Annotated in this window: 17 protein-coding genes and 2 pseudogenes; 13 read left to right on the top strand and 6 right to left on the bottom strand. The window is 58.2% G+C overall.

Annotation, left to right across the window (positions count from 1 at the left end):
* The first annotated feature begins 307 nt into the window (after nt 1-307).
* Complete coding sequence (locus tag DKY63_RS30005; protein WP_110967436.1) at nt 308-1,030, top strand: pirin family protein; 723 nt, start codon at nt 308-310, stop codon at nt 1,028-1,030.
* Nucleotides 1,031-1,127: 97 nt separating this feature from the next.
* Here the strand turns inward: DKY63_RS30005 and DKY63_RS30000 are convergent, their stop codons facing one another.
* The gene (locus DKY63_RS30000; protein ID WP_110967435.1) at nt 1,128-2,003 is read right to left on the bottom strand and encodes a LysR family transcriptional regulator; all 876 of its coding nucleotides are present in this window, start codon (nt 2,001-2,003) and stop codon (nt 1,128-1,130) included.
* 111 nt (nt 2,004-2,114) lie between these two features.
* Between DKY63_RS30000 and DKY63_RS29995 the strand changes: the two genes are divergently transcribed.
* The 3 genes from DKY63_RS29995 (at nt 2,115) to DKY63_RS29985 (ending at nt 5,562) form a co-directional block, all read left to right on the top strand.
* Nucleotides 2,115-3,344, top strand: coding sequence for a YbfB/YjiJ family MFS transporter (locus DKY63_RS29995; RefSeq protein ID WP_110967434.1), 1,230 nt, complete (start codon nt 2,115-2,117; stop codon nt 3,342-3,344).
* 48 nt (nt 3,345-3,392) lie between these two features.
* The gene (locus DKY63_RS29990) at nt 3,393-4,391 is read left to right on the top strand and encodes an NAD(P)H-quinone oxidoreductase (RefSeq protein WP_110967433.1); all 999 of its coding nucleotides are present in this window, start codon (nt 3,393-3,395) and stop codon (nt 4,389-4,391) included.
* 214 nt (nt 4,392-4,605) lie between these two features.
* Nucleotides 4,606-5,562 carry an alpha/beta hydrolase gene (locus DKY63_RS29985; RefSeq protein WP_110967432.1) on the top strand — a complete coding sequence of 319 codons (957 nt, stop codon included), beginning with the start codon at nt 4,606-4,608 and terminating at the stop codon, nt 5,560-5,562.
* A 6-nt stretch (nt 5,563-5,568) separates the two neighbouring features.
* On the opposite strand, the gene DKY63_RS29980 is transcribed toward DKY63_RS29985, so the two are convergent.
* Entirely contained in the window at nt 5,569-6,579 is a 1,011-nt protein-coding gene (locus DKY63_RS29980; RefSeq protein ID WP_110967431.1) for an AraC family transcriptional regulator, read from the bottom strand.
* A 166-nt stretch (nt 6,580-6,745) separates the two neighbouring features.
* Here DKY63_RS29980 and DKY63_RS29975 point away from each other — a divergent pair, with 166 nt between their 5' ends.
* The 7 genes from DKY63_RS29975 to DKY63_RS29945 all read left to right on the top strand — a co-directional run bounded on the left by DKY63_RS29975 (nt 6,746) and on the right by DKY63_RS29945 (nt 11,079).
* A complete protein-coding gene (locus DKY63_RS29975; RefSeq protein ID WP_110967430.1) occupies nt 6,746-7,597 on the top strand; it encodes a 3-hydroxybutyryl-CoA dehydrogenase in 852 nt (283 codons plus the stop codon).
* A complete protein-coding gene (locus tag DKY63_RS29970) occupies nt 7,584-8,213 on the top strand; it encodes a TetR/AcrR family transcriptional regulator (protein WP_110967429.1) in 630 nt (209 codons plus the stop codon). The genes DKY63_RS29975 and DKY63_RS29970 overlap by 14 nt, the downstream gene beginning before the upstream one ends.
* A gap of 131 nt (nt 8,214-8,344) precedes the next feature.
* Nucleotides 8,345-8,758, top strand: a complete 414-nt coding sequence (locus DKY63_RS29965) for a VOC family protein (protein ID WP_110967428.1) — start codon at nt 8,345-8,347, stop codon at nt 8,756-8,758.
* 141 nt (nt 8,759-8,899) lie between these two features.
* On the top strand, nt 8,900-9,337 hold the full coding sequence (locus tag DKY63_RS29960; RefSeq protein WP_110967427.1) for a hypothetical protein: 438 nt from the start codon (nt 8,900-8,902) through the stop codon (nt 9,335-9,337).
* A gap of 201 nt (nt 9,338-9,538) precedes the next feature.
* Entirely contained in the window at nt 9,539-9,745 is a 207-nt protein-coding gene (locus DKY63_RS29955; protein WP_110967426.1) for a hypothetical protein, read from the top strand.
* 120 nt (nt 9,746-9,865) lie between these two features.
* Nucleotides 9,866-10,396, top strand: a complete 531-nt coding sequence (locus DKY63_RS29950; RefSeq protein WP_110967425.1) for a DUF3016 domain-containing protein — start codon at nt 9,866-9,868, stop codon at nt 10,394-10,396.
* A 395-nt stretch (nt 10,397-10,791) separates the two neighbouring features.
* Complete coding sequence (locus DKY63_RS29945) at nt 10,792-11,079, top strand: hypothetical protein (protein WP_110967424.1); 288 nt, start codon at nt 10,792-10,794, stop codon at nt 11,077-11,079.
* 47 nt (nt 11,080-11,126) lie between these two features.
* Here the strand turns inward: DKY63_RS29945 and DKY63_RS29940 are convergent, their stop codons facing one another.
* Nucleotides 11,127-11,639 carry a DUF2514 family protein gene (locus DKY63_RS29940; protein ID WP_110968014.1) on the bottom strand — a complete coding sequence of 171 codons (513 nt, stop codon included), beginning with the start codon at nt 11,637-11,639 and terminating at the stop codon, nt 11,127-11,129.
* Between the two features lie 18 nt (nt 11,640-11,657).
* A pseudogene (locus DKY63_RS29935) lies at nt 11,658-12,165 on the bottom strand (glycoside hydrolase family 19 protein); the annotation flags it as partial.
* A 139-nt stretch (nt 12,166-12,304) separates the two neighbouring features.
* Between DKY63_RS29935 and DKY63_RS29930 the strand changes: the two are divergent.
* On the top strand, nt 12,305-13,480 hold the full coding sequence (locus DKY63_RS29930) for an acyltransferase family protein (RefSeq protein WP_110967423.1): 1,176 nt from the start codon (nt 12,305-12,307) through the stop codon (nt 13,478-13,480).
* A 1,008-nt stretch (nt 13,481-14,488) separates the two neighbouring features.
* Here the strand turns inward: DKY63_RS29930 and DKY63_RS29925 are convergent.
* Complete coding sequence (locus DKY63_RS29925) at nt 14,489-14,803, bottom strand: hypothetical protein (protein ID WP_110967422.1); 315 nt, start codon at nt 14,801-14,803, stop codon at nt 14,489-14,491.
* An 87-nt stretch (nt 14,804-14,890) separates the two neighbouring features.
* Complete coding sequence (locus DKY63_RS29920) at nt 14,891-15,181, bottom strand: hypothetical protein (RefSeq protein ID WP_110967421.1); 291 nt, start codon at nt 15,179-15,181, stop codon at nt 14,891-14,893.
* 87 nt (nt 15,182-15,268) lie between these two features.
* Here DKY63_RS29920 and DKY63_RS29915 point away from each other — a divergent pair.
* Nucleotides 15,269-17,256: pseudogene (locus DKY63_RS29915) on the top strand (DNA cytosine methyltransferase).
* The last annotated feature ends 119 nt before the right edge of the window (nt 17,257-17,375 follow it).

Below are 17,375 nucleotides of genomic sequence, written 5' to 3'. Positions count from 1 at the left end.
TGTAGGAGCAAAGCTTGCTCGCGATAGCGGACTTGCTTTCACCACCACCTGTGAATGTCTAACCGCTATCGCGAGCAAGCTTTGCTCCTACAGGTTATGCATTCGGTATTCAGGGTGCGGAATCGACATCGCTGCGCATTATGACCAAGTATGACTCGAGCGTCGGTGATTCATTTCACACAACTGTCAACCTGAACAAGACAGTATTTCAATTTTCATCTACTTATTGCACCCACCAGTAACCATTAACCTTCTCCTCACTCGGACGAATTCACGTCGCCCGTCCCAAAAAACAGGAGATTTCATCATGCTGACGCTTCGCAAGGCTTCTGATCGCGGCATGGCCAATCATGGCTGGTTGAAGTCGTTCCACACCTTCTCCTTCGCCAATTACCGCAACCCGAAAGAACAGGGTTTTTCCGACCTGCTGGTGATCAACGATGACCGCGTGGCGGCCGGTAAAGGCTTTGGCCAGCACCCGCACCGCGACATGGAGATTTTTTCCTACGTGCTCGACGGTGCGCTGGAGCACAAGGACACCCTGGGCACAGGTTCGGTGATTCGCCCCGGCGATGTGCAGTTGATGAGTGCCGGCAGCGGCGTGGCTCACAGTGAGTTCAATCACTCGGACAAACGCCCGGTGCACTTCCTGCAAATCTGGATCGTGCCTGAGGTCAGCGGCGCCAAACCGCGCTACCAGCAGGAGCACTTCAGCCCGCAGAAGAAACGCGGCCGCCTGCAATTGATCATCTCCCCCGATGGCGCCAAGGGTTCGCTCAAGGTACGCCAGGATGCGCGGGTGTATGCCGGTCTGATCGATGGCCAGGAAAGCGCCACCCTGGAACTGGCGGCCAATCGTTACGCCTATGTGCATGTGGCGCGGGGCAGCGTTGAACTTAACGGCATGCAGTTGCAGGAAGGTGATGGCGTGCGGGTTCGTGAAGAGCAGGTGCTGACCTTGAGCAATGGTGTGGATGCCGAGGTGCTGGTGTTTGACCTGCGGCCGCAGGAATTGCCTGAGATGCCATAAACCTCTGTAGGAGCGAGCCTGCTCGCGATGGCGGTATCACCTTCAACATTGTTGGTGACTGGTACACCGCCATCGCGAGCAGGCTCGCTCCTACAGGTTATTCGCCGGTACCGGAAAAACCTTCGACAATTTCCTCGATCACCGCCCTCACCTTCGCGGTGTGCCGCAGGTCGCCGTGGGTTACCAGCCATACGTCATAGGGCGACGGTCGGGTACGTTCCGGCCACAGTCTGATCAAGCCGTCCCTCTGCCCCAAATGCACCGGGATTTCGCCAATCCCGATCCCGGCCGCAATGGCGCGGCGCACCAGCAGGCTGGAACTCAGGCTCGAGACAATGCGTCCACGACCCAGGGGTTCACCGACCAGGTTCATGTCCTTGCCACTCTGCAAATACGGCTGGTACACCACCAGATCATGCCCTTCGAACGCCGTTCCCGGCTCGGGGATGCCATGGATGTCCAAATAACTCTGCGAAGCGAACAGCCCGGTCGGCCAGCGGGCGATGCGCCGGGCGATCAGGTCCGGATTGTCCGGCCTTGTGTTGCGCACGGCGATGTCGGCCTCGCGCTTGGCCAGGCTGAGGAACTGTGTCGAGGCGTCCAGTTGCACTCGCACATCGGGATGTTTCTGGTGCAGGCGGGCAATGGCCGGAATCAGGAAATCGATGGCCAGGGAGTCGGTGGTGGTGACGCGCACGGTGCCCGTCAGTCGATCGTCCAGGCCCTGGATCCGCCGCTCCAGCTCCAGCGCCGAGTGCTCCATTTTCTCCACGGCACGCATCGCCGCCTCCCCCACGGCCGTCAGCGCATAGCCTTCGGAAGTGCGCAGGAACAGCGTCGCGCTCAGCGATTTTTCCAGTGCCGTTATCCGCCGCCCCACTGTGGCCTGATCCACCCCCAGCACCCGCGCGGCACCGCGCAACGTCGATTCGCGGCAGACCGCGAGAAACACCCGTGCGTCATCCCAGTTCATGGCTTCTCCCCATGCTGCATTTATGCATCTTTACCAAGAGTAATCGCAGCATTATTGCATCGTAGAACGCGGATATGCTGAGCGCCATTGAAACTTGACAGGACAACGTCCATGGCCAGCCTCTCACGTCCTCCCGAACTCCCCCGCAGCAGAATCTGGTTGCCGACTTTCGCCGGCCTCTGCGCCAGTCTGGTCAGCATCGGCCTGGCGCGCTTTGCCTACACGCCGCTCATTCCCTCGCTGATCCAGGCCCACTGGTTTTCCGCCAGCGACGTGGTGACTCTCGGCGCCGCCAACCTGGTGGGCTACCTCATCGGTGCACTGATCGGCCATCCGCTGGCTCGCCGGACCTCCAATAAAACAACACTGCGCCTGATGATGCTGGCGGTGACCCTGGCGTTTTTTGCCTGTGCCTTCCCACTGTCGGTCAGTTGGTTCTTTGGCTGGCGCCTGCTTTCCGGGATTGCCGGTGGCGCGATCATGGTTCTGGTGGCCGCGACGGTGCTGCCCCATGTACCGGCCACTCGCAGAGGCCTGGCCAGTGGCGCGATCTTTCTTGGCATCGGCTTGGGCATCGCCGGCTCAGGGACCCTCGTACCGCCACTGCTGAGCCTGGGCTTGCAGCAAACCTGGCTGGGACTGGGAGCACTGGCATTGATCCTGACGGCGATCAGCTGGTTTGGCTGGCCTTCCGCCGCACACCCTGCAACAGCCACGACGCCAGCCACGGTCCCCGCGCCGCCGATGAAGCCAGGCATCTACCTGCTGTTTGCCCAATATGCGCTGATGGCGGCCGGACTGGTGCCCGCCATGGTATTCCTGGTGGATTACGTGGCCCGTGGGCTCGGTGCCGGGCAGCAGGTCGGAGCGATGGTCTGGGTGATGTATGGCCTTGGCGCGATTGCGGGACCTGTGAGCTATGGCTTTCTGGCCGATCGGCTGGGCGGCAGGCTGAGTATTCGAATGGTGCTGGTGGTACAGGCGATGGCCGTGGGCCTGCTGTCGGTTTCCAACACCCTCGCAGCACTGGCTTTGTTGGCGGTGATCATCGGCTCGTTTCCGCCGGGCATCGTGCCACTGGCGTTGGCCCGGGTTCACGAACTGATCCCCGACCCTCATCAACAACAGATCGCCTGGAGCCGCGCCACGGTGTCGTTCGCCACCTTTCAGGCGCTCGCGGGGTTCGCCTATTCGGCGCTGTTCAATGCCAGTGGCGGGCAACATGCGTTGATGTTCGTGATCGCGGCGGGGCTAATTGTCGTGGCGTTGCTTCTGGAGTTGGCAGCGCGTCTGCTGCGCCACCCGGACAAACACTCCTGTGTTCGCCCCACGATTGCTTGAACAAATCACCTCCACACTCAATCGAGTTTTTCACTACAGGTATCCAACATGACACTGCCCCAAACCATGACCCACATCGAAATCACCCAACCCGGCGGCCCGCAAGTGCTGCAACCGCGCCAGGTACCGGTTCCCACACCGGCTGCCGGTGAGGTGCTGATCCGCGTGCACGCTGCCGGGGTCAATCGTCCCGATGTGCTGCAGCGCGCTGGCCAGTACCCGATGAAACCCGGGATGAATCCGATTCCGGGGCTGGAAGTGGCCGGAGAAGTGGTGGCCGTCGGCGCCGGTGTCAGCGACTTTGCGATCGGCGACAGGGTCTGTGCGCTGACCAATGGCGGCGGGTATGCGCAGTACAGCGTGGTGCCGGCCAGCCAGGCCTTGCCGATTCCCGAGGGCATGGACTGGCTGCACGCCGCGGCGATTCCGGAAACCTACTTCACCGTCTGGGCCAACCTGTTCGAGATGGGCGGCGCACGCAAGGGCAAGCGCGCCTTGATTCATGGCGGGACCAGCGGGATTGGTACTACCGCGCTGATGCTCTGCCGCGAGTTCGGCATCGAGGCCTTCGCCACGGCGGGCAGTGAAGAGAAATGCGTGGTGGTGCGCGAACTGGGCGCCGAAGCGATCAACTATCGCGAACAGGATTTTGCCCGGGTCATCGCTGAAAAGACCTCGGGACAGGGTGTGGATGTGGTGCTCGACATCATGGGTGGCTCGTACCTGAACAACAACGTCGTGGCCCTGGCCATGGAAGGTCGGCTGGTGATGCTGGGGTTCCTCGGTGGTGCGGTGGCCAAGGAGATCGATCTGCTGGCGATCATGGCCAAGCGTGCCTCGGTCACAGGATCGCTGCTGCGTTCACGGACGAAGGAAGAGAAAGCCGAAATTGCACGGCAGTTGCGCGAACACGTTTGGCCAGTGCTGGCGGCGGGTCGGTGTTTGCCGATGATCGATAAGGTTTATCCGTTGGCCGATGCAGCGCTGGCCCATGCGCGGATGGAGGCTGGGGAGCATGTGGGCAAGATTGTGTTGAGTGTGGATTGATCCTACTGCCAACCACCATCAACTGTAGGAGCGACCCTGCTCGCGATTGCGGACTTTCAGTCACCATTGATATTGACTGGGCGGCCGCCATCGCGAGCAGGTTCGCTCCTACAGGGGGCGGTGTCGATCCGCCGTGCGGATTGTCTAAATTTTCCCCGTCCCCGGCATACATCTGTTAAAACGCGGGCTTCCTCCGTGTGCCGGTGCCCTGTCCATGCCCACTGCCCTTTTCACTCGTCTGCGCCGACGCTGGCTGCCGCTGCTGTGCATGGCGGCTCTGGTGGTCGGCCTGCCGGTGAGTTGCGGTGCGCTCAAGTACAAGGAGCGCGAACTGCTGTTTCGCATCGAGCCGGGCACGGCGAGCTGGTATCGCGGCTTGCCACAGGATGTTCAGGAGTTCGACATCAAGCCTGCCAGCTTCAAGGCCGGACAAAACCTGCATGCCTGGTGGTGGCCGGCCGCCCGTCGCGACGCGCCTTCGATCCTCTACCTGCACGGTGTGCGCTGGAACCTCACCGGCCAGGCGTTCCGCATCGAGCAGTTGCGCGCCATGGGTTATTCGGTGCTGGCGATCGACTACCGCGGATTTGGACAGAGCCAAGGTGACTTGCCGTCGGAAGCCAGTGTTTACGAAGACGCCCGGGCGGCCTGGGAGCGCTTCACAGTGATGCAACCGGACGCCGGCAAACGCCTGATCTACGGTCATTCCCTGGGTGGCGCGGTGGCCATCAATCTCGCGGCGGACCTGGCCGCACAAGCGAAAAAGCAAAAGACTGCGGTGCCGGTGCGCGGCCTGGTGATCGAATCGTCCTTCACTTCGCTGGGCGATGCCGTCGCCGAAGTGGCCGGCAACAACCTGCCCGTCAACTGGTTGCCGGTGCGTTGGCTGCTCTCGCAGAAATTCGATTCCATCGACAAAATCGTCGACATCGACATGCCGCTGCTGGTGGTCCACGGCCTGGCCGATCCGTTTATGCCATCGCGCTTCAGCCAGCAGTTGTTCAATGCCGCCCACGAACCCAAGCGCCTGCTGCTGATCCCCGGCGGGACGCATAACAACAGCATGAGCCTGGGCGGTAGCGAGTATCGCCAGGCGCTGGAGGGTTTGCTGAAAAACCGGTCGCCACAGATCGCCGGGCCGAACATTGCACGGCCCGCACAAGACTCCTGAGGTTTATCACTCGTCCTGAAACCGCGCCCGATAGCGTCCCGGACTTTCCCCCGTCCACTTCTTGAACGCCCGATGAAAGGCACTGGGCTCCTGGAAGCCCAGGTGTTCGGCGATGTCGCTGATGCTCGCGCGGCTCTGGCGCAATTGTTCGAACGCCACCGCGCGGCGCACTTCGTCCTTGATCTCCTGATAGGAGCAGCCTTCGCGCTCCAGCTTGCGGCGGAAGGTGCTGGGGCTCAGGTGCTGTTCGAGGGCGAAAGCTTGCAGGGTCGGCCAGTCGCTGTAATGGCTTTTACGCAAACGCTGATGCACCTGTGACGCCAGGCCGTGCTGGTTACGGAAGCGGATCACCAGCCATTGCGGGGCCGTGCGCAGGAACACTTTCAGCGACGCCAGGTCCTGAACCACCGGCAGTCGCAGGTAATGACTGGCGAATTCGATTTCGGTGCGTTCGGCGCCAAAGGTCAGGTTCGGCCCCCAGAGCAAAGGGTCGTCGCTCAGCGGCAGGCGCTGGTGACGGAAATCCGCTCGATCAATGGGAATGCGCCGCCCGCCCAGCCAGCACAGCAGGCTGATCATCAGCACCAGGAAGGTTTCTTCGCCGAAACGGCCGACATCCTCGTTTGCCGCGTGGCTGTCCAGGCTGATCACCGCCCGCTTGCCGCGCACGGTGAGGGTGCCACGATAGTCGCGCAGGAACAGGGCGAAATTGGCCAGGCACTGGCGCATGGCTTTGTGCAGATCGGGCTCCTGGATCAACGCCCGGCAAATCAGGGCAAATGCCCCCGGCGGCATGCCGTGGGAGTCGAGTCTGAAGAACTCATCATTGAGCTCACGGATCTGTATCAGCCACAACGCCGCAAAAGCATTGGCCGGCACCCGCGCCGTGGGCTGCTGCATCAGCGCCGGATCCACGCCGGCCTCTTCGAGCACGGCCCGCACCCGCTGCGGCTGATCCCCCAGCCCCTGAATCATTGCCTGCACGAAATAGGCGGCCACCGAGTCCTTTTCCCGCATGTGAACGCAACTCTCCCCAACTTTGGAAATGGCAAAAAACGCCAGCGCCGTTGAACAGTTTCGGCATAGGACAACCGACCTGCCAGCTCTAGACTCGCGGCAATAGTACGCTTTCGCCCGCCACCACGGCGAAGGTATCGCAGAGGTTTGGACGAAGGACGGCAACATGAATCTGCAAAACATCGGCGTGATCGGCGCCGGCACCATGGGCAACGGTATTGCGCAAGTCTGCGCCCTGGCCGGTTTCAATGTGACCCTGCTCGACATCTCCGAGAGCGCCCTGCAAAAAGCCATCGCGACCGTGGGCAAAAACCTCGATCGCCAGGTGGCCAAGGAAACGCTGACGCTGGAGCAGAAAACCGCTGCCCTGGGCAGGATCCGCACCAGCACCGACTACAGCAACCTGGTGGGGGCGCAGATGGTGATCGAGGCCGCCACCGAAAACCTCGAACTGAAACTGCGGGTGCTGCAGCAGATCGCCGCGCAGGTCAGCGCCGACTGCGTGATCGCCTCCAATACGTCGTCGCTGTCCATCACCCAGTTGGCCGCCAGCGTCAGCCAGCCTGAACGCTTCATCGGCCTGCACTTCTTCAACCCGGTGCCGGTGATGGGCCTGATCGAAGTGATCCGCGGCCTGCAAACCAGCGACGCCACCCACGCCATGGCACTGGACATGGCGACGGCACTGGGCAAGACCGCCATCACTGCCGGCAACCGTCCGGGATTCGTGGTCAACCGGATCCTGGTACCGATGATCAACGAAGCGATCCTGGTGTTTCAGGAAGGTCTGGCCAGTGCCGAAGACATCGACGCCGGCATGCGCCTGGGCTGCAACCAGCCTATCGGCCCGCTGGCCCTGGCGGATCTGATCGGCCTGGATACCTTGCTGGCGATCATGGAAGCCTTCTACGACGGCTTCAACGACAGCAAATACCGCCCGGCGCCGCTGCTTAAAGAAATGGTCGCCGCCGGTTATCTGGGACGCAAAACGGGGCGCGGCTTCCATGCCTATGCCTGAGCGCTGCTCGCGTTTCGCCGAGTACCGGGACAAGGTGCTGGAGTTGTTTGCCAGCAAGGGTTTCGGCCAGGTCGGCATGCGTGAGCTCGCCACGTGCCTGGGGCTGTCCCCGGGCTCGTTGTATCACCATTACCCGAGTAAACAGCACCTGCTGCTGGACCTGATCGAAGAGTTCTATGAAGAGCTGTTGGCCACCCTCGGGCGTATCGAACAGAAGGCACCGGCCAAGCGCGACCGGCTCGGCAACCTGATCCGTGCGCACCTGAATCTGCACCGCGACATGCCGTGGCACTTCCGCCTGGCGGAACGTGATGCCGGCTGTCTGAATGATGAGCAGCAGGCCCGGGTTCGGCAGTTGCGCGAGCAGTACGAACGGCGGTTGCTGAAGATGCTGGTCGCGCGATCGCGTCTCGAAGAGCCGGGGTTGCTGGCGGCCGGGCATGCGATTGCCGCCTTGCTCAACAATGCACCGAGCTGGATGTCGGCCCATGTGCTGGATGAACAGGCGCAGGATGAGCTGCTGGAAAACATGTTGAGCGGTGCGATTGAGCGGGTGCTCGGACCACGCCGTGCACCTGAAGCACTCAAACTGGCAAAACCATGCCCTATCCTGTAGGAGCGAGCATGCTCGCGAAAAATCCGCAGGCACCGCAGGGCATCTGATTTTCCGCGTGATCGTTGACGACCATCGCGAGCAGGCTCGCTCCTACGGATCGATTTAGCCCTTCAACGATCAGGAGCCCAGTCATGAAAATCAATCCCTACCTCATCTTCAACGGCGACTGCAAAGCCGCGTTCACCTTCTATGCCCAATGCCTCAAAGGCCAGCTCGAAATGATGATGACCTTTGGCGAATCCCCTGCCGCCGAGCATCTGCCCAAGGACCTGCACAACCTGATCATCCACACGCGTCTGTCCGTGGGCGACCAGGCGATCATGGGCTCGGACACCACACCGGACCGGCCGACCGATGACATGAGTGGCTGCTCCATATCGCTGAATGTCGACAGCATCGTCGAGGCGGAACGTGTGTTTTCCGCGCTGGCGGAGGGAGGCAGTGTGCAAATGCCGTTGGAGGCCACCTTCTGGGCGGCGCGCTTTGGCATGCTGGTCGACCGCTTCGGCGTGTCGTGGATGGTCAATTGCGAGAAAGATCAGTAGCAGAACCCGCCTGTTCGACGATGTTTCACCCTTGATACAGCCCAACCTCGATGGTTGGGCTTTCTGGCAACTCCCTGCTCGTCTGCTAACGTCAAACGTGCGCCTCTTGCACTGCAGCCGATAGCCCGGAGGAGATCCGCCATGCCCGTCCTCGCCCCTGCCGCGTCCTGGTCTGCCCGCGTCAAGCTGTCACTCCTGGCTGGGGGGCTCATCGCCATGCTGCTGACGCTCAACGGCTGCGCCAGCGTCGATGCCCAGACCACCGCCTACGTCGGCGTCGAACACCCGGCACCGACATTGCCCAGTGAAGTCACGGTGCTGCGCTCCGAACCCCTTCGCCCGCACATTCGCCTGGGTGAAGTGCTGATTGATGCCAGCGTCGACCCTGCCCCGCCGATTACCGAAGTCGAACAAAAGCTGCGCGAGGAAGCCGCCAAGTTGGGGGGTGACGCCGTGGTGGTGGTCTACGACCACATCGGCACGGTCGGCGCCTATGCCAGCGGGCCACTGTGGGCGCGCGACGTGAGAGCGGTGGAAGGTCGCAAGCTCAAGGGAATCGTCATCAAATACCGGTTGTAGTCGCTGACAGTCGGGCCCCGACTTGTCGCATAACCTTTCGTCGCAAATGAAACGCGGGGCGTAATCCGCCGCCAGCTCTGGCTTGCGGCTTGCACAGGCGGGCACAGCGGCCGCAGAACGACATATTTCTGACACGGCAGCACTTCACACTAATGCTTAAGGGCACCAGCAGTACGCTTGGTCAGTCACCGGAGATGTATCGTGTCAACTCTCAATGAAATCGCAGCGAACCACGCGAGAATGGCCAGGGAAAAGGAAGAGGAGGCGATCCGGTTGAGTGAGCGACAGCTGCAGATTGTGGGCAGCATTGAAATGCCGTCGCTGGAGAATCAGCAGACGGTGCCGTTGCACTTGATTGCCGGGGCGCAGGAAGGATTGAATGCGCAGGTAGTCGGTTTTTTGATCTGACCTCGGGAGGACGATTTTTAGCGGGTTAGGCAATACATCACTTCAACACCCTGACAAACACCTTGAGCGTAAAATGAACAGGTGCAGCACAGATGAAATGCTGCACCTGGAGGTGATGTCATGCGCCCCACCATCGCTCGCACCCTGGTCGCTCTTTTGCCACTGATCATGGTGCCGATTGCCAACGCCGCGTCTTCGGTCGAAGTCGACTTCAAGAATCCCGAAAAATACACCGACGCCAGCCTGGACAGCCCGGGTTATGAACGGGGTGCGGATTCTTATGTCATGAAAGAACTACGCAGCTACTTCCAGAAACTGGGCGAGCGCTACCTGCCACCCGGCCAGCAGCTGCAAATTGAAATACGCAACATCGACCTGGCCGGTCGTTTCGAACCCTGGCGACCAAACGCCTACGACGTTCGCTTCATGCGCGACATCACCTGGCCAAGCATCGACCTGCATTACGTGCTCAAACAAGATGGGGAGATCGTGAGCCAGGCCGATGCCAGGGTTGTTGATCAGCTTTACCTGCAACGTCCGGGAAGAGCCAATAGAAGTGACCGCTTGTACTCCGAGAAGGCGATGCTTTCGGATTGGTTTGTCAGGCAGTTTGGGGGGGAGCATCAGGTGGGGCAAATATCACACCCATGAAAAAGGCCGAGGCTTTGGGTATTGGCCTGAGTCATTGAAAAATCACCGGGTAATTTTGCGCGGGTTTTGCGCAGGCACAAAAAAAAACGATCTAGCTGACCAACTTAAGTGTCTGATTTTACTCAGGAATAATGGTCGGTACGGAGTGATTCGAACACTCGACCCCTAGCACCCCATGCATGAAAAATGGCGTAAGGCCCTGTATTTACTGGCTCCTCCTCTGGTGCTCGCTGCAAACGGTGCCTTACAAAACCACGCAGGAAATAGCGAATCCCTGAAAAAGTCCCCACGCCTTTTTGGCTTCTTTCCGGCGTTAATTTTGTGCGTGACACGCAGTGACAAGCTTTTGTCCTGATGGTTCAATCACCACGCATTTCATTGAACGGAGTTGCGCGGTGAGCATACTCAAAGCTTTGAGCGTTTTTTCCTTTGGCCTTTACTCGTTCGTCGGCGCCGGCGCCATGATTGCGCTGTATTTTGCGCTCTACGGCGTAAGGTGTGTCGAACTTCGCATGGAGCGAAAGCCCCCGCCGAGCGATCGAGTGGTCGTATTCATTATCGTCGCAGCCTTGGCCGGCATCTTGGTGGGTAGCCTGGCTCAAGGGCTTGCGGAGATACGAGATGAATGTGCTGCCTATGGCCAAACCCCAAAGGCGTGCCTAATGAAACGCTTAGGGCGTTGAACCCCTTTTTTTCAACTCTCCGGCGTTCTGTCGACCGAACACATCCCCTATTTACCCAGAGCGTCATACGCCTGCTCGCAGGTCATTCCCCTGGCTCTGGCTTGGTCAGCAACTTCAGCCAGTTCGCCCGCTCGCTGGTCAGCGCGCTTGAGCACGTCGGCAAGCACAGCGGCGGCGCGGGCAGCTGCCTTGCTTGCGGCGGCAGTGCAGGAATGGCCGCTGGCTTCACTGGCTGCGAGTCGAGCGGCAAGGTCGTCGGCTGCTCCGCGCAGGCCGTCAGCAGAAGCGCGAGCAGTGGCAGCATCAGCAGTTGCTTGCTCGATGATGCGTTGGCCATCCTGAACCGCCTTGTTGATTGATTGTTGGTAGGCCTGCTCCCGTACCCGGGCGGCGGCTTCGTTTTCGGCCTTGGCCCGGGCGTCACGGGTATCTCGATCGCTCCAGGCCGACTGCCATTCAGCGTCTTTCACTGACAGCCCGTGGTGGTAGGCTACGAACAGAGCGCCGGCCACCAGAGCGACCGCTGCTATGTAAGGAAAGATTCGCAGAAACAGGTTCATGCCAGCACCGCCGTAGTCCCAGATCTTCAGCCGGTCAGCCTGGCCAATCATCCCGCCATTGATGCGGCGGGTAATCCGCTCGAAGTCACCGGCATCGGCCAAGCTGTTCAACCCTTTGGTCGCCCAGAACCATGCGGCCGACAGGCAGGCGTACTGCGGTTGCTCCAGCAGCTCTGGCTGATTGACCAGATCAATGCCTAGGGCTTCACCGCACGCGGCGTAATTCGACCGGCCGGTGATCTGGATCAGACCACGCCCGTGGTACTTGAAACCGTCTCCCTTCACTGTGTTGCCGAGGTCTACCCGCCCCTCGTATCTGACCTGGGCCGGAGTCGGGCCCCAAATTTCCCGGACATAGATCAATTGGCCGGACTCATGCCCCGATCTGGGCGAGGAACGCGGCGACCCGCTTGGCGCCAATGATCTGGTACCGCTGCATCGCCGTGTTGAGGACAGGAACAAAAACGCCGGCTTTGGCGCCGGCGTTCGGGAGGATCTGCAGCAGTTGCTGCGCGGTGATGGGCATGCTTTTCTCCGGGTAAAAAGTGCCAACTCAAATGGCGAATTAGGTCCATCGCTCCTGTAGCGAGAAACTCTGCTGTGATTTGTTCAGAAAGCAGCTTTCATTCGTGTAAACTCGCGCGAAAAAATGAAGGGACTCTCAGATGTCTGTCATAAAACACCAAAAAAATTATGAAATTGAGGCGCTGCGGGCTATCGCCGTCTTCCTCCCAGTTATGGGGCATCTGGGGAACTTGCTATTTTGGTACCCACAGATAGGTAACTGGTCCTACGGGCTGTGGGCTGGCGTCGATATATTTTTCTGTATATCAGGCTTCGTAATTGCCAATGCGTTTTACAAAACCTTTCATTCGGCCGCACGACTTGAAGACAAAAGCACTTTCGTAAAAGAGATGGTTTCTTTTTACATCCGAAGAGCTTACCGAATTTTCCCTTCTGCAATGTTGTGGCTATTCATAGTCAGCGTACTATCTGTAACATTCAATCAAACAGGTATATTCGGAAGCCTTAAATCGAACATTTTCGACGGACTGTCGGTAGCCATGTTCGTATCAAACATTCACTTTGCGAGCTGCTATGCCAGCACTCTCGGAAATAAACTCTGCGGAAGCAACGGTATTTACTGGAGCATCTCACTTGAAGAGCAGTTCTATTTCCTATTTCCATTTCTGTTCTTTCTAAAACTGCGCTGGATCATTTGGCTCGGCGCCGCCGTATTGCTTGGCACGGGCTTTATGTATTTCAATTCGTCGAGCTTTTTGCACGTTCTTTACACCAGAATGGATGGAATTCTACTTGGTGTATGCTTGGCAATTTTTAAAAACACCAAAGCCTACGCACTGATAGAGCCAAAATTTTTGGCAGACAGCGCAATCAAGTATTTCACCGCCTTCGCCTTGATAGCGGCAATTCTGATAACGCCATCAAATGGCGGCGTAATACCGTTTGTTTTCACAATGGTGACGCTGCTTTGCACCGTGACGGTATGGCTCGGGTCGTACCAGGGCGGCTATCTGTTCTCTGAAGGAAAAATCAGGAACGTCCTAGCCTATATTGGCGCCCGGTCTTTTGCCATTTATCTGGTTCACAACCCGTCGTTCTGGCTGACCAGAGAGATATGGTCGCGGATCGAGGGCGTAGGGTTTCAGTTCGACGCTCACTACAACATTCGGTTTGTATTAACCGCTATTGTCTTGATCGCTGTATTCGCCGAGTTAAACTACCGATTTGTAGAGACACCCCTCAGAAAACGAGGCATCGAAAAATCGAAAAAATATATGACGTCTAAATCCAGTACCCGTGAGCCTGCATTCGTTTAACAAGCCAGGTCGTCAGCACTTCGTGACCAGATGCATTCAAATGAATCTGGTCACGAAGTGCTCGGGGAGAAGTAGCGCTTCTGCGCCCGATATCACCGTCACGAAAGTTCCTGGCTTCACCGCTTCCTCGTATACCAGTGACTCTGTGACATACCTCCAGTGCTCAAGAGTCCACTGCCAGCCATCGCTGTGCGGAATGGCAATCGCATGATCAGCTCTCCATATAGGACTAAGCGCTACTACGAGCAGCTACATAGAAAGCCCGCGACAGTACTGTATACCCTGCCTTATATTTATCGATGTAGTCATCAATGCTCGTCCTGGGATTTGCCCAATCGTTGGCGCCAACCGTAATCAATATTCCATCAATACCTGAATACCCAACAATCGATCCTACAGCGTTTTTATTGGCATACGCTCCGAAACCTGAGACACCGTCCCCTGTCATTCTTTGCCCGGGAGATGAAATGTTATTTATGCCAATGTTAACCAATTGAGGGATACGGGTAACAGTTAATTTATTTTAATCACCGACCCCGGAATAATAACACACAGAATATTGTATATAATCACCTAAAACTACCTACCTTGGCGCCCGGCTATCTTTAATCTAATCCCCTTACCTTATTATTTTCAATGAACGCCAAGACCAATGAGTTATCATCATCCAACTCTTGGATTCCCGGGCAGTTCTCTTCAAGCTGGGGAGATGAGAACAGAGAAATTATTTCCCCATCTCTTAATTGTGCATAAACGCTCATATCCAATACCCAGAGAAATAAACAGTAAATGAAGGGGATCCACCTGTGCTATTCGTAGTAGCGATAAATTGCTGCGCAGTTGTAATACTCAGTCCCGAAAAATTCCTTGCATCGGTACTGCCCGCCGCAATTTGTGCAGATCCTATCTGCTGATTTACAAGAGATCCCTTGGCGCGCTTGATCCGAAGTAAAAAACTTCAGGCCGCGAAACCAGCCTGATCTTCATAAGCTATGCAACAGCCCAAGATCACTCTTCGCTGTCGTCATCTTCTGCAAGGATCTTCTCAGCCTTTCGCGCAGCAGCTGTCGCGAATTCGTAGCAGACCCAGAAGTCCTGCTCGGTGAGCGTAGTTGATCCATCGAGATTCTCCAGACACCGCTTGAGCGCGTGAACGATCAAGCCATGATTGAGCACATTGCCCGCGGCATCAGCGCCATCGTTAGAGCGAATAGCCTCTTCCAGTTGCTGAACCTTTTCAATTTTGTCGCGCAGGACAATTTTTGCGAAGGCATCACGCTCGATGATTTTTGTCCACGAATGATCAACCAATTTCACTGACATAACCCTTTCTCCATCTGGCACCACGCCGGGCCGACACAATTACCCCATTCCAAGGAATCACGCCAGCCGGCGATAGGAGACTAGAAGTTAGAACCTTGGTAGATCACCAATTTGCTCGAGTTCGGACACGCAAGCTTCCAGTTCAATTACTCGTCCTCCAGAGGCATTGGCCCCGAGAAAAAACCTTGACCGATTTTCACTGAGATGGTCGTCAGCAAAAACCTCATCACCTTTAGCCAGGGCCTCGCAGACCTGATCAAAGCTGACCACCTGCCTATGGCCAATGGCATGCATGTGGCCATCCAGCTTTGCCCATTCGAACTCAACATATTTTCCGTCGTGATCCTTCCGAGCGGTCGAAACGATATAGGTGTCCATTTCGCCTGCCTCATCGATACCCAGTAACTAAGACTAGCCCTTATTTCCACCAACTACTTTTTACACGCCAGCCGGCGAGGATCCCCTATGTCCGCACAACAGAAGAAACACCCCTTCGATTTCAAAACTCAATACGGACTCGGCCTCAGCACTCAGGACGATGAGATCGTTGTCGACTTCTTCTATGGTGGTGGCGGCGCCGGTACCGGGGCTTGGGTCGCGCGGTGAATGTCGCGAAGAACCATAGCCCTCAGGCGATCAGCATGCACACTGAGAATCACCCGGGCGCCGTGCACTACACCACCGACGTGTTCGACGGTGATCCGGACACCGAGTGCGGCGGCAGCGCCGTGGGCTAGTTTCACATGTCGCCAGACTGCACGCACCACAGCCAGGCCGTCGGCGGGCAGCCGCGCAAGCGCGAGATTCGTAACCTGTCGTGGATCGGCCTGAAGTGGGCAGGTAAGAAGAAACCCCGCGTAATTAGCCTGGAAAACGTGAAACAGATCCTTCAGTGGGGGCCGCTGATCGCCAAGCGCGACAAGGCTACCAGCAGGGTCGTGACCCTGGACCTGGTGCCGCACCCAACCAAGCCGAAGAGCAAGATCAACCGGGTGGCAGAACCCGGCGAGCAAGTACCAGTCTCGAATCAGTTCCTGGTTCCCGATCCGAAGCGTCGCGGCACGACCTGGCGCCGGTTCGTTCAACTGCTGAAGGGGCTGGGCTACGACGTCGAATGGCAGGTGATCAAAGCCTGTGACTTTGCCGCGCCGACCAGCCGTGAACGCCTGTTCATGATTGCTCGCTGTGACGGCCAGTCGATCGTGTGGCCAAGGCCAACCCATGCGAAGAACCCAAGAAAGGCCAGAAAAAGTGGCGCACCGCCGCCGAGTGCATTGACTGGACCGTTCCCACCAAAAGCATTTTCGGGCGTGCCAAGCCACTCGCGAAGGCCACCCTGAGCCGGATCGCCAAAGGCATGAAGAAGTTCGTCATTGATGCGGCTGATCCATTCATTGTACCGATCGCCAACTGGTCAGGGGAAAGCGTGCAATCGGCCAACGAGCCGCTGCGCACTGTGACGTCTTAGCCGCGCGGCGGATCGTTCGCCATGACCAGCCCAATCATTGCACCGGCCACCCACTAGGGTAGCGACCGGATCAACGACCCACGCGAGCCAATGCCGACAATACCCTGCGCTAATCGCGGAGAACTGACACTCTCTGCGACCACGCTGGTGCAGTTAGGCAACGGTGACAAACCGGGATCTGCCCCACGCACCGCCGACCAACACGAACCACTCGGCACCATAACGGCTTCGGGCGGGAAGTACGGCGTAGCTGCCGCGCACTTGGTGAAGTTCCGGTTTTCCGATGAGGGAAAGGCGCTCGACGAACTGCTGCCGACCATCACCAGTGGAGGCAACTACCAACGTCCGGCCGGCGCCGCCCACGCGATGGGTATATCTACTGTGTTCATGGCTCAGATGAATGGCGGCTTCAACACCACGGCAGCCAAGAGCGTTGAGGACCCAATGACCACCGTGACCAACACCGGCAGCCAGCAGCCAGCAGCAGCTGGTGACAGCGAGTCTCGCCACGCTTCGGAAAAACTGCGTTGGACGGGACATAGATGAGCCGGTACCGACGATGACCGCTGGAGCCGAACATCACGCATTGGTCCAGTACACGCTTTCTCCCGAGCATGAAGAAGGTGCCCTGCGTGTCGCGGCCTTCTTTATCAGCTACTACGGCACGGAGAACGTGAGTGGCGCCGATGAGCCGGCACCGACCATCACCACCAAAGATCGCCTGGGCCTGGTCACCGTCACGATCAAGGGCACGCCTTACGTGATCGTCGATATCTGCCTGCGGATGTTGCAGCCGTCCGAACTGAACAAAGCCCAGGGCTTTCCCGACGATTACATCATCAGCCATGGGGCGGACGGCAAGCCGTTCAACAAGACCCAACAGGTCCACATGTGTGGCAACAGCGTGAGCCCACCACCGATGGCAGCACTGGCGAGGGCCAACGATCCGTGGCGCGCAGCAATGCAGGAAGCTGTTGCAGCCTGATCTAGTTTTTTTCTGAAAATTGCTGGTGACCGGACGAATTTGGGTCACTGCCTACCCACTATTAGGGGAGAGAGTCTTCTCAAAATCTAACCTAATAGGAACGCCCGTAATGCCAAGAA

Origin of the sequence: Pseudomonas putida, assembly GCF_003228315.1 — a bacterium.
Classification (GTDB): domain Bacteria; phylum Pseudomonadota; class Gammaproteobacteria; order Pseudomonadales; family Pseudomonadaceae; genus Aquipseudomonas; species Aquipseudomonas putida_S.
The sequence above is the reverse complement of the archived record's forward strand: the minus strand, read 5'-3'. Positions and strand labels throughout refer to the sequence as shown.

Excerpts from the sequence above, each read along its gene's own strand:
- DKY63_RS29950 (WP_110967425.1), top strand. The coding sequence starts at position 9,866 with ATGCGCCCCACCATCGCTCGCACCCTGGTCGCTCTTTTGCCACTGATC.
- DKY63_RS29975 (WP_110967430.1), top strand. The coding sequence starts at position 6,746 with ATGAATCTGCAAAACATCGGCGTGATCGGCGCCGGCACCATGGGCAAC.
- DKY63_RS29940 (WP_110968014.1), bottom strand. The coding sequence starts at position 11,639 with ATGAACCTGTTTCTGCGAATCTTTCCTTACATAGCAGCGGTCGCTCTG.
- DKY63_RS29970 (WP_110967429.1), top strand. The coding sequence starts at position 7,584 with ATGCCTATGCCTGAGCGCTGCTCGCGTTTCGCCGAGTACCGGGACAAG.
- DKY63_RS29920 (WP_110967421.1), bottom strand. The coding sequence starts at position 15,181 with ATGGACACCTATATCGTTTCGACCGCTCGGAAGGATCACGACGGAAAA.
- DKY63_RS29990 (WP_110967433.1), top strand. The coding sequence starts at position 3,393 with ATGACACTGCCCCAAACCATGACCCACATCGAAATCACCCAACCCGGC.
- DKY63_RS29965 (WP_110967428.1), top strand. The coding sequence starts at position 8,345 with ATGAAAATCAATCCCTACCTCATCTTCAACGGCGACTGCAAAGCCGCG.
- DKY63_RS29960 (WP_110967427.1), top strand. The coding sequence starts at position 8,900 with ATGCCCGTCCTCGCCCCTGCCGCGTCCTGGTCTGCCCGCGTCAAGCTG.
- DKY63_RS29930 (WP_110967423.1), top strand. The coding sequence starts at position 12,305 with ATGTCTGTCATAAAACACCAAAAAAATTATGAAATTGAGGCGCTGCGG.
- DKY63_RS29995 (WP_110967434.1), top strand. The coding sequence starts at position 2,115 with ATGGCCAGCCTCTCACGTCCTCCCGAACTCCCCCGCAGCAGAATCTGG.
- DKY63_RS30000 (WP_110967435.1), bottom strand. The coding sequence starts at position 2,003 with ATGAACTGGGATGACGCACGGGTGTTTCTCGCGGTCTGCCGCGAATCG.
- DKY63_RS29985 (WP_110967432.1), top strand. The coding sequence starts at position 4,606 with ATGCCCACTGCCCTTTTCACTCGTCTGCGCCGACGCTGGCTGCCGCTG.
- DKY63_RS30005 (WP_110967436.1), top strand. The coding sequence starts at position 308 with ATGCTGACGCTTCGCAAGGCTTCTGATCGCGGCATGGCCAATCATGGC.
- DKY63_RS29980 (WP_110967431.1), bottom strand. The coding sequence starts at position 6,579 with ATGCGGGAAAAGGACTCGGTGGCCGCCTATTTCGTGCAGGCAATGATT.
- DKY63_RS29925 (WP_110967422.1), bottom strand. The coding sequence starts at position 14,803 with ATGTCAGTGAAATTGGTTGATCATTCGTGGACAAAAATCATCGAGCGT.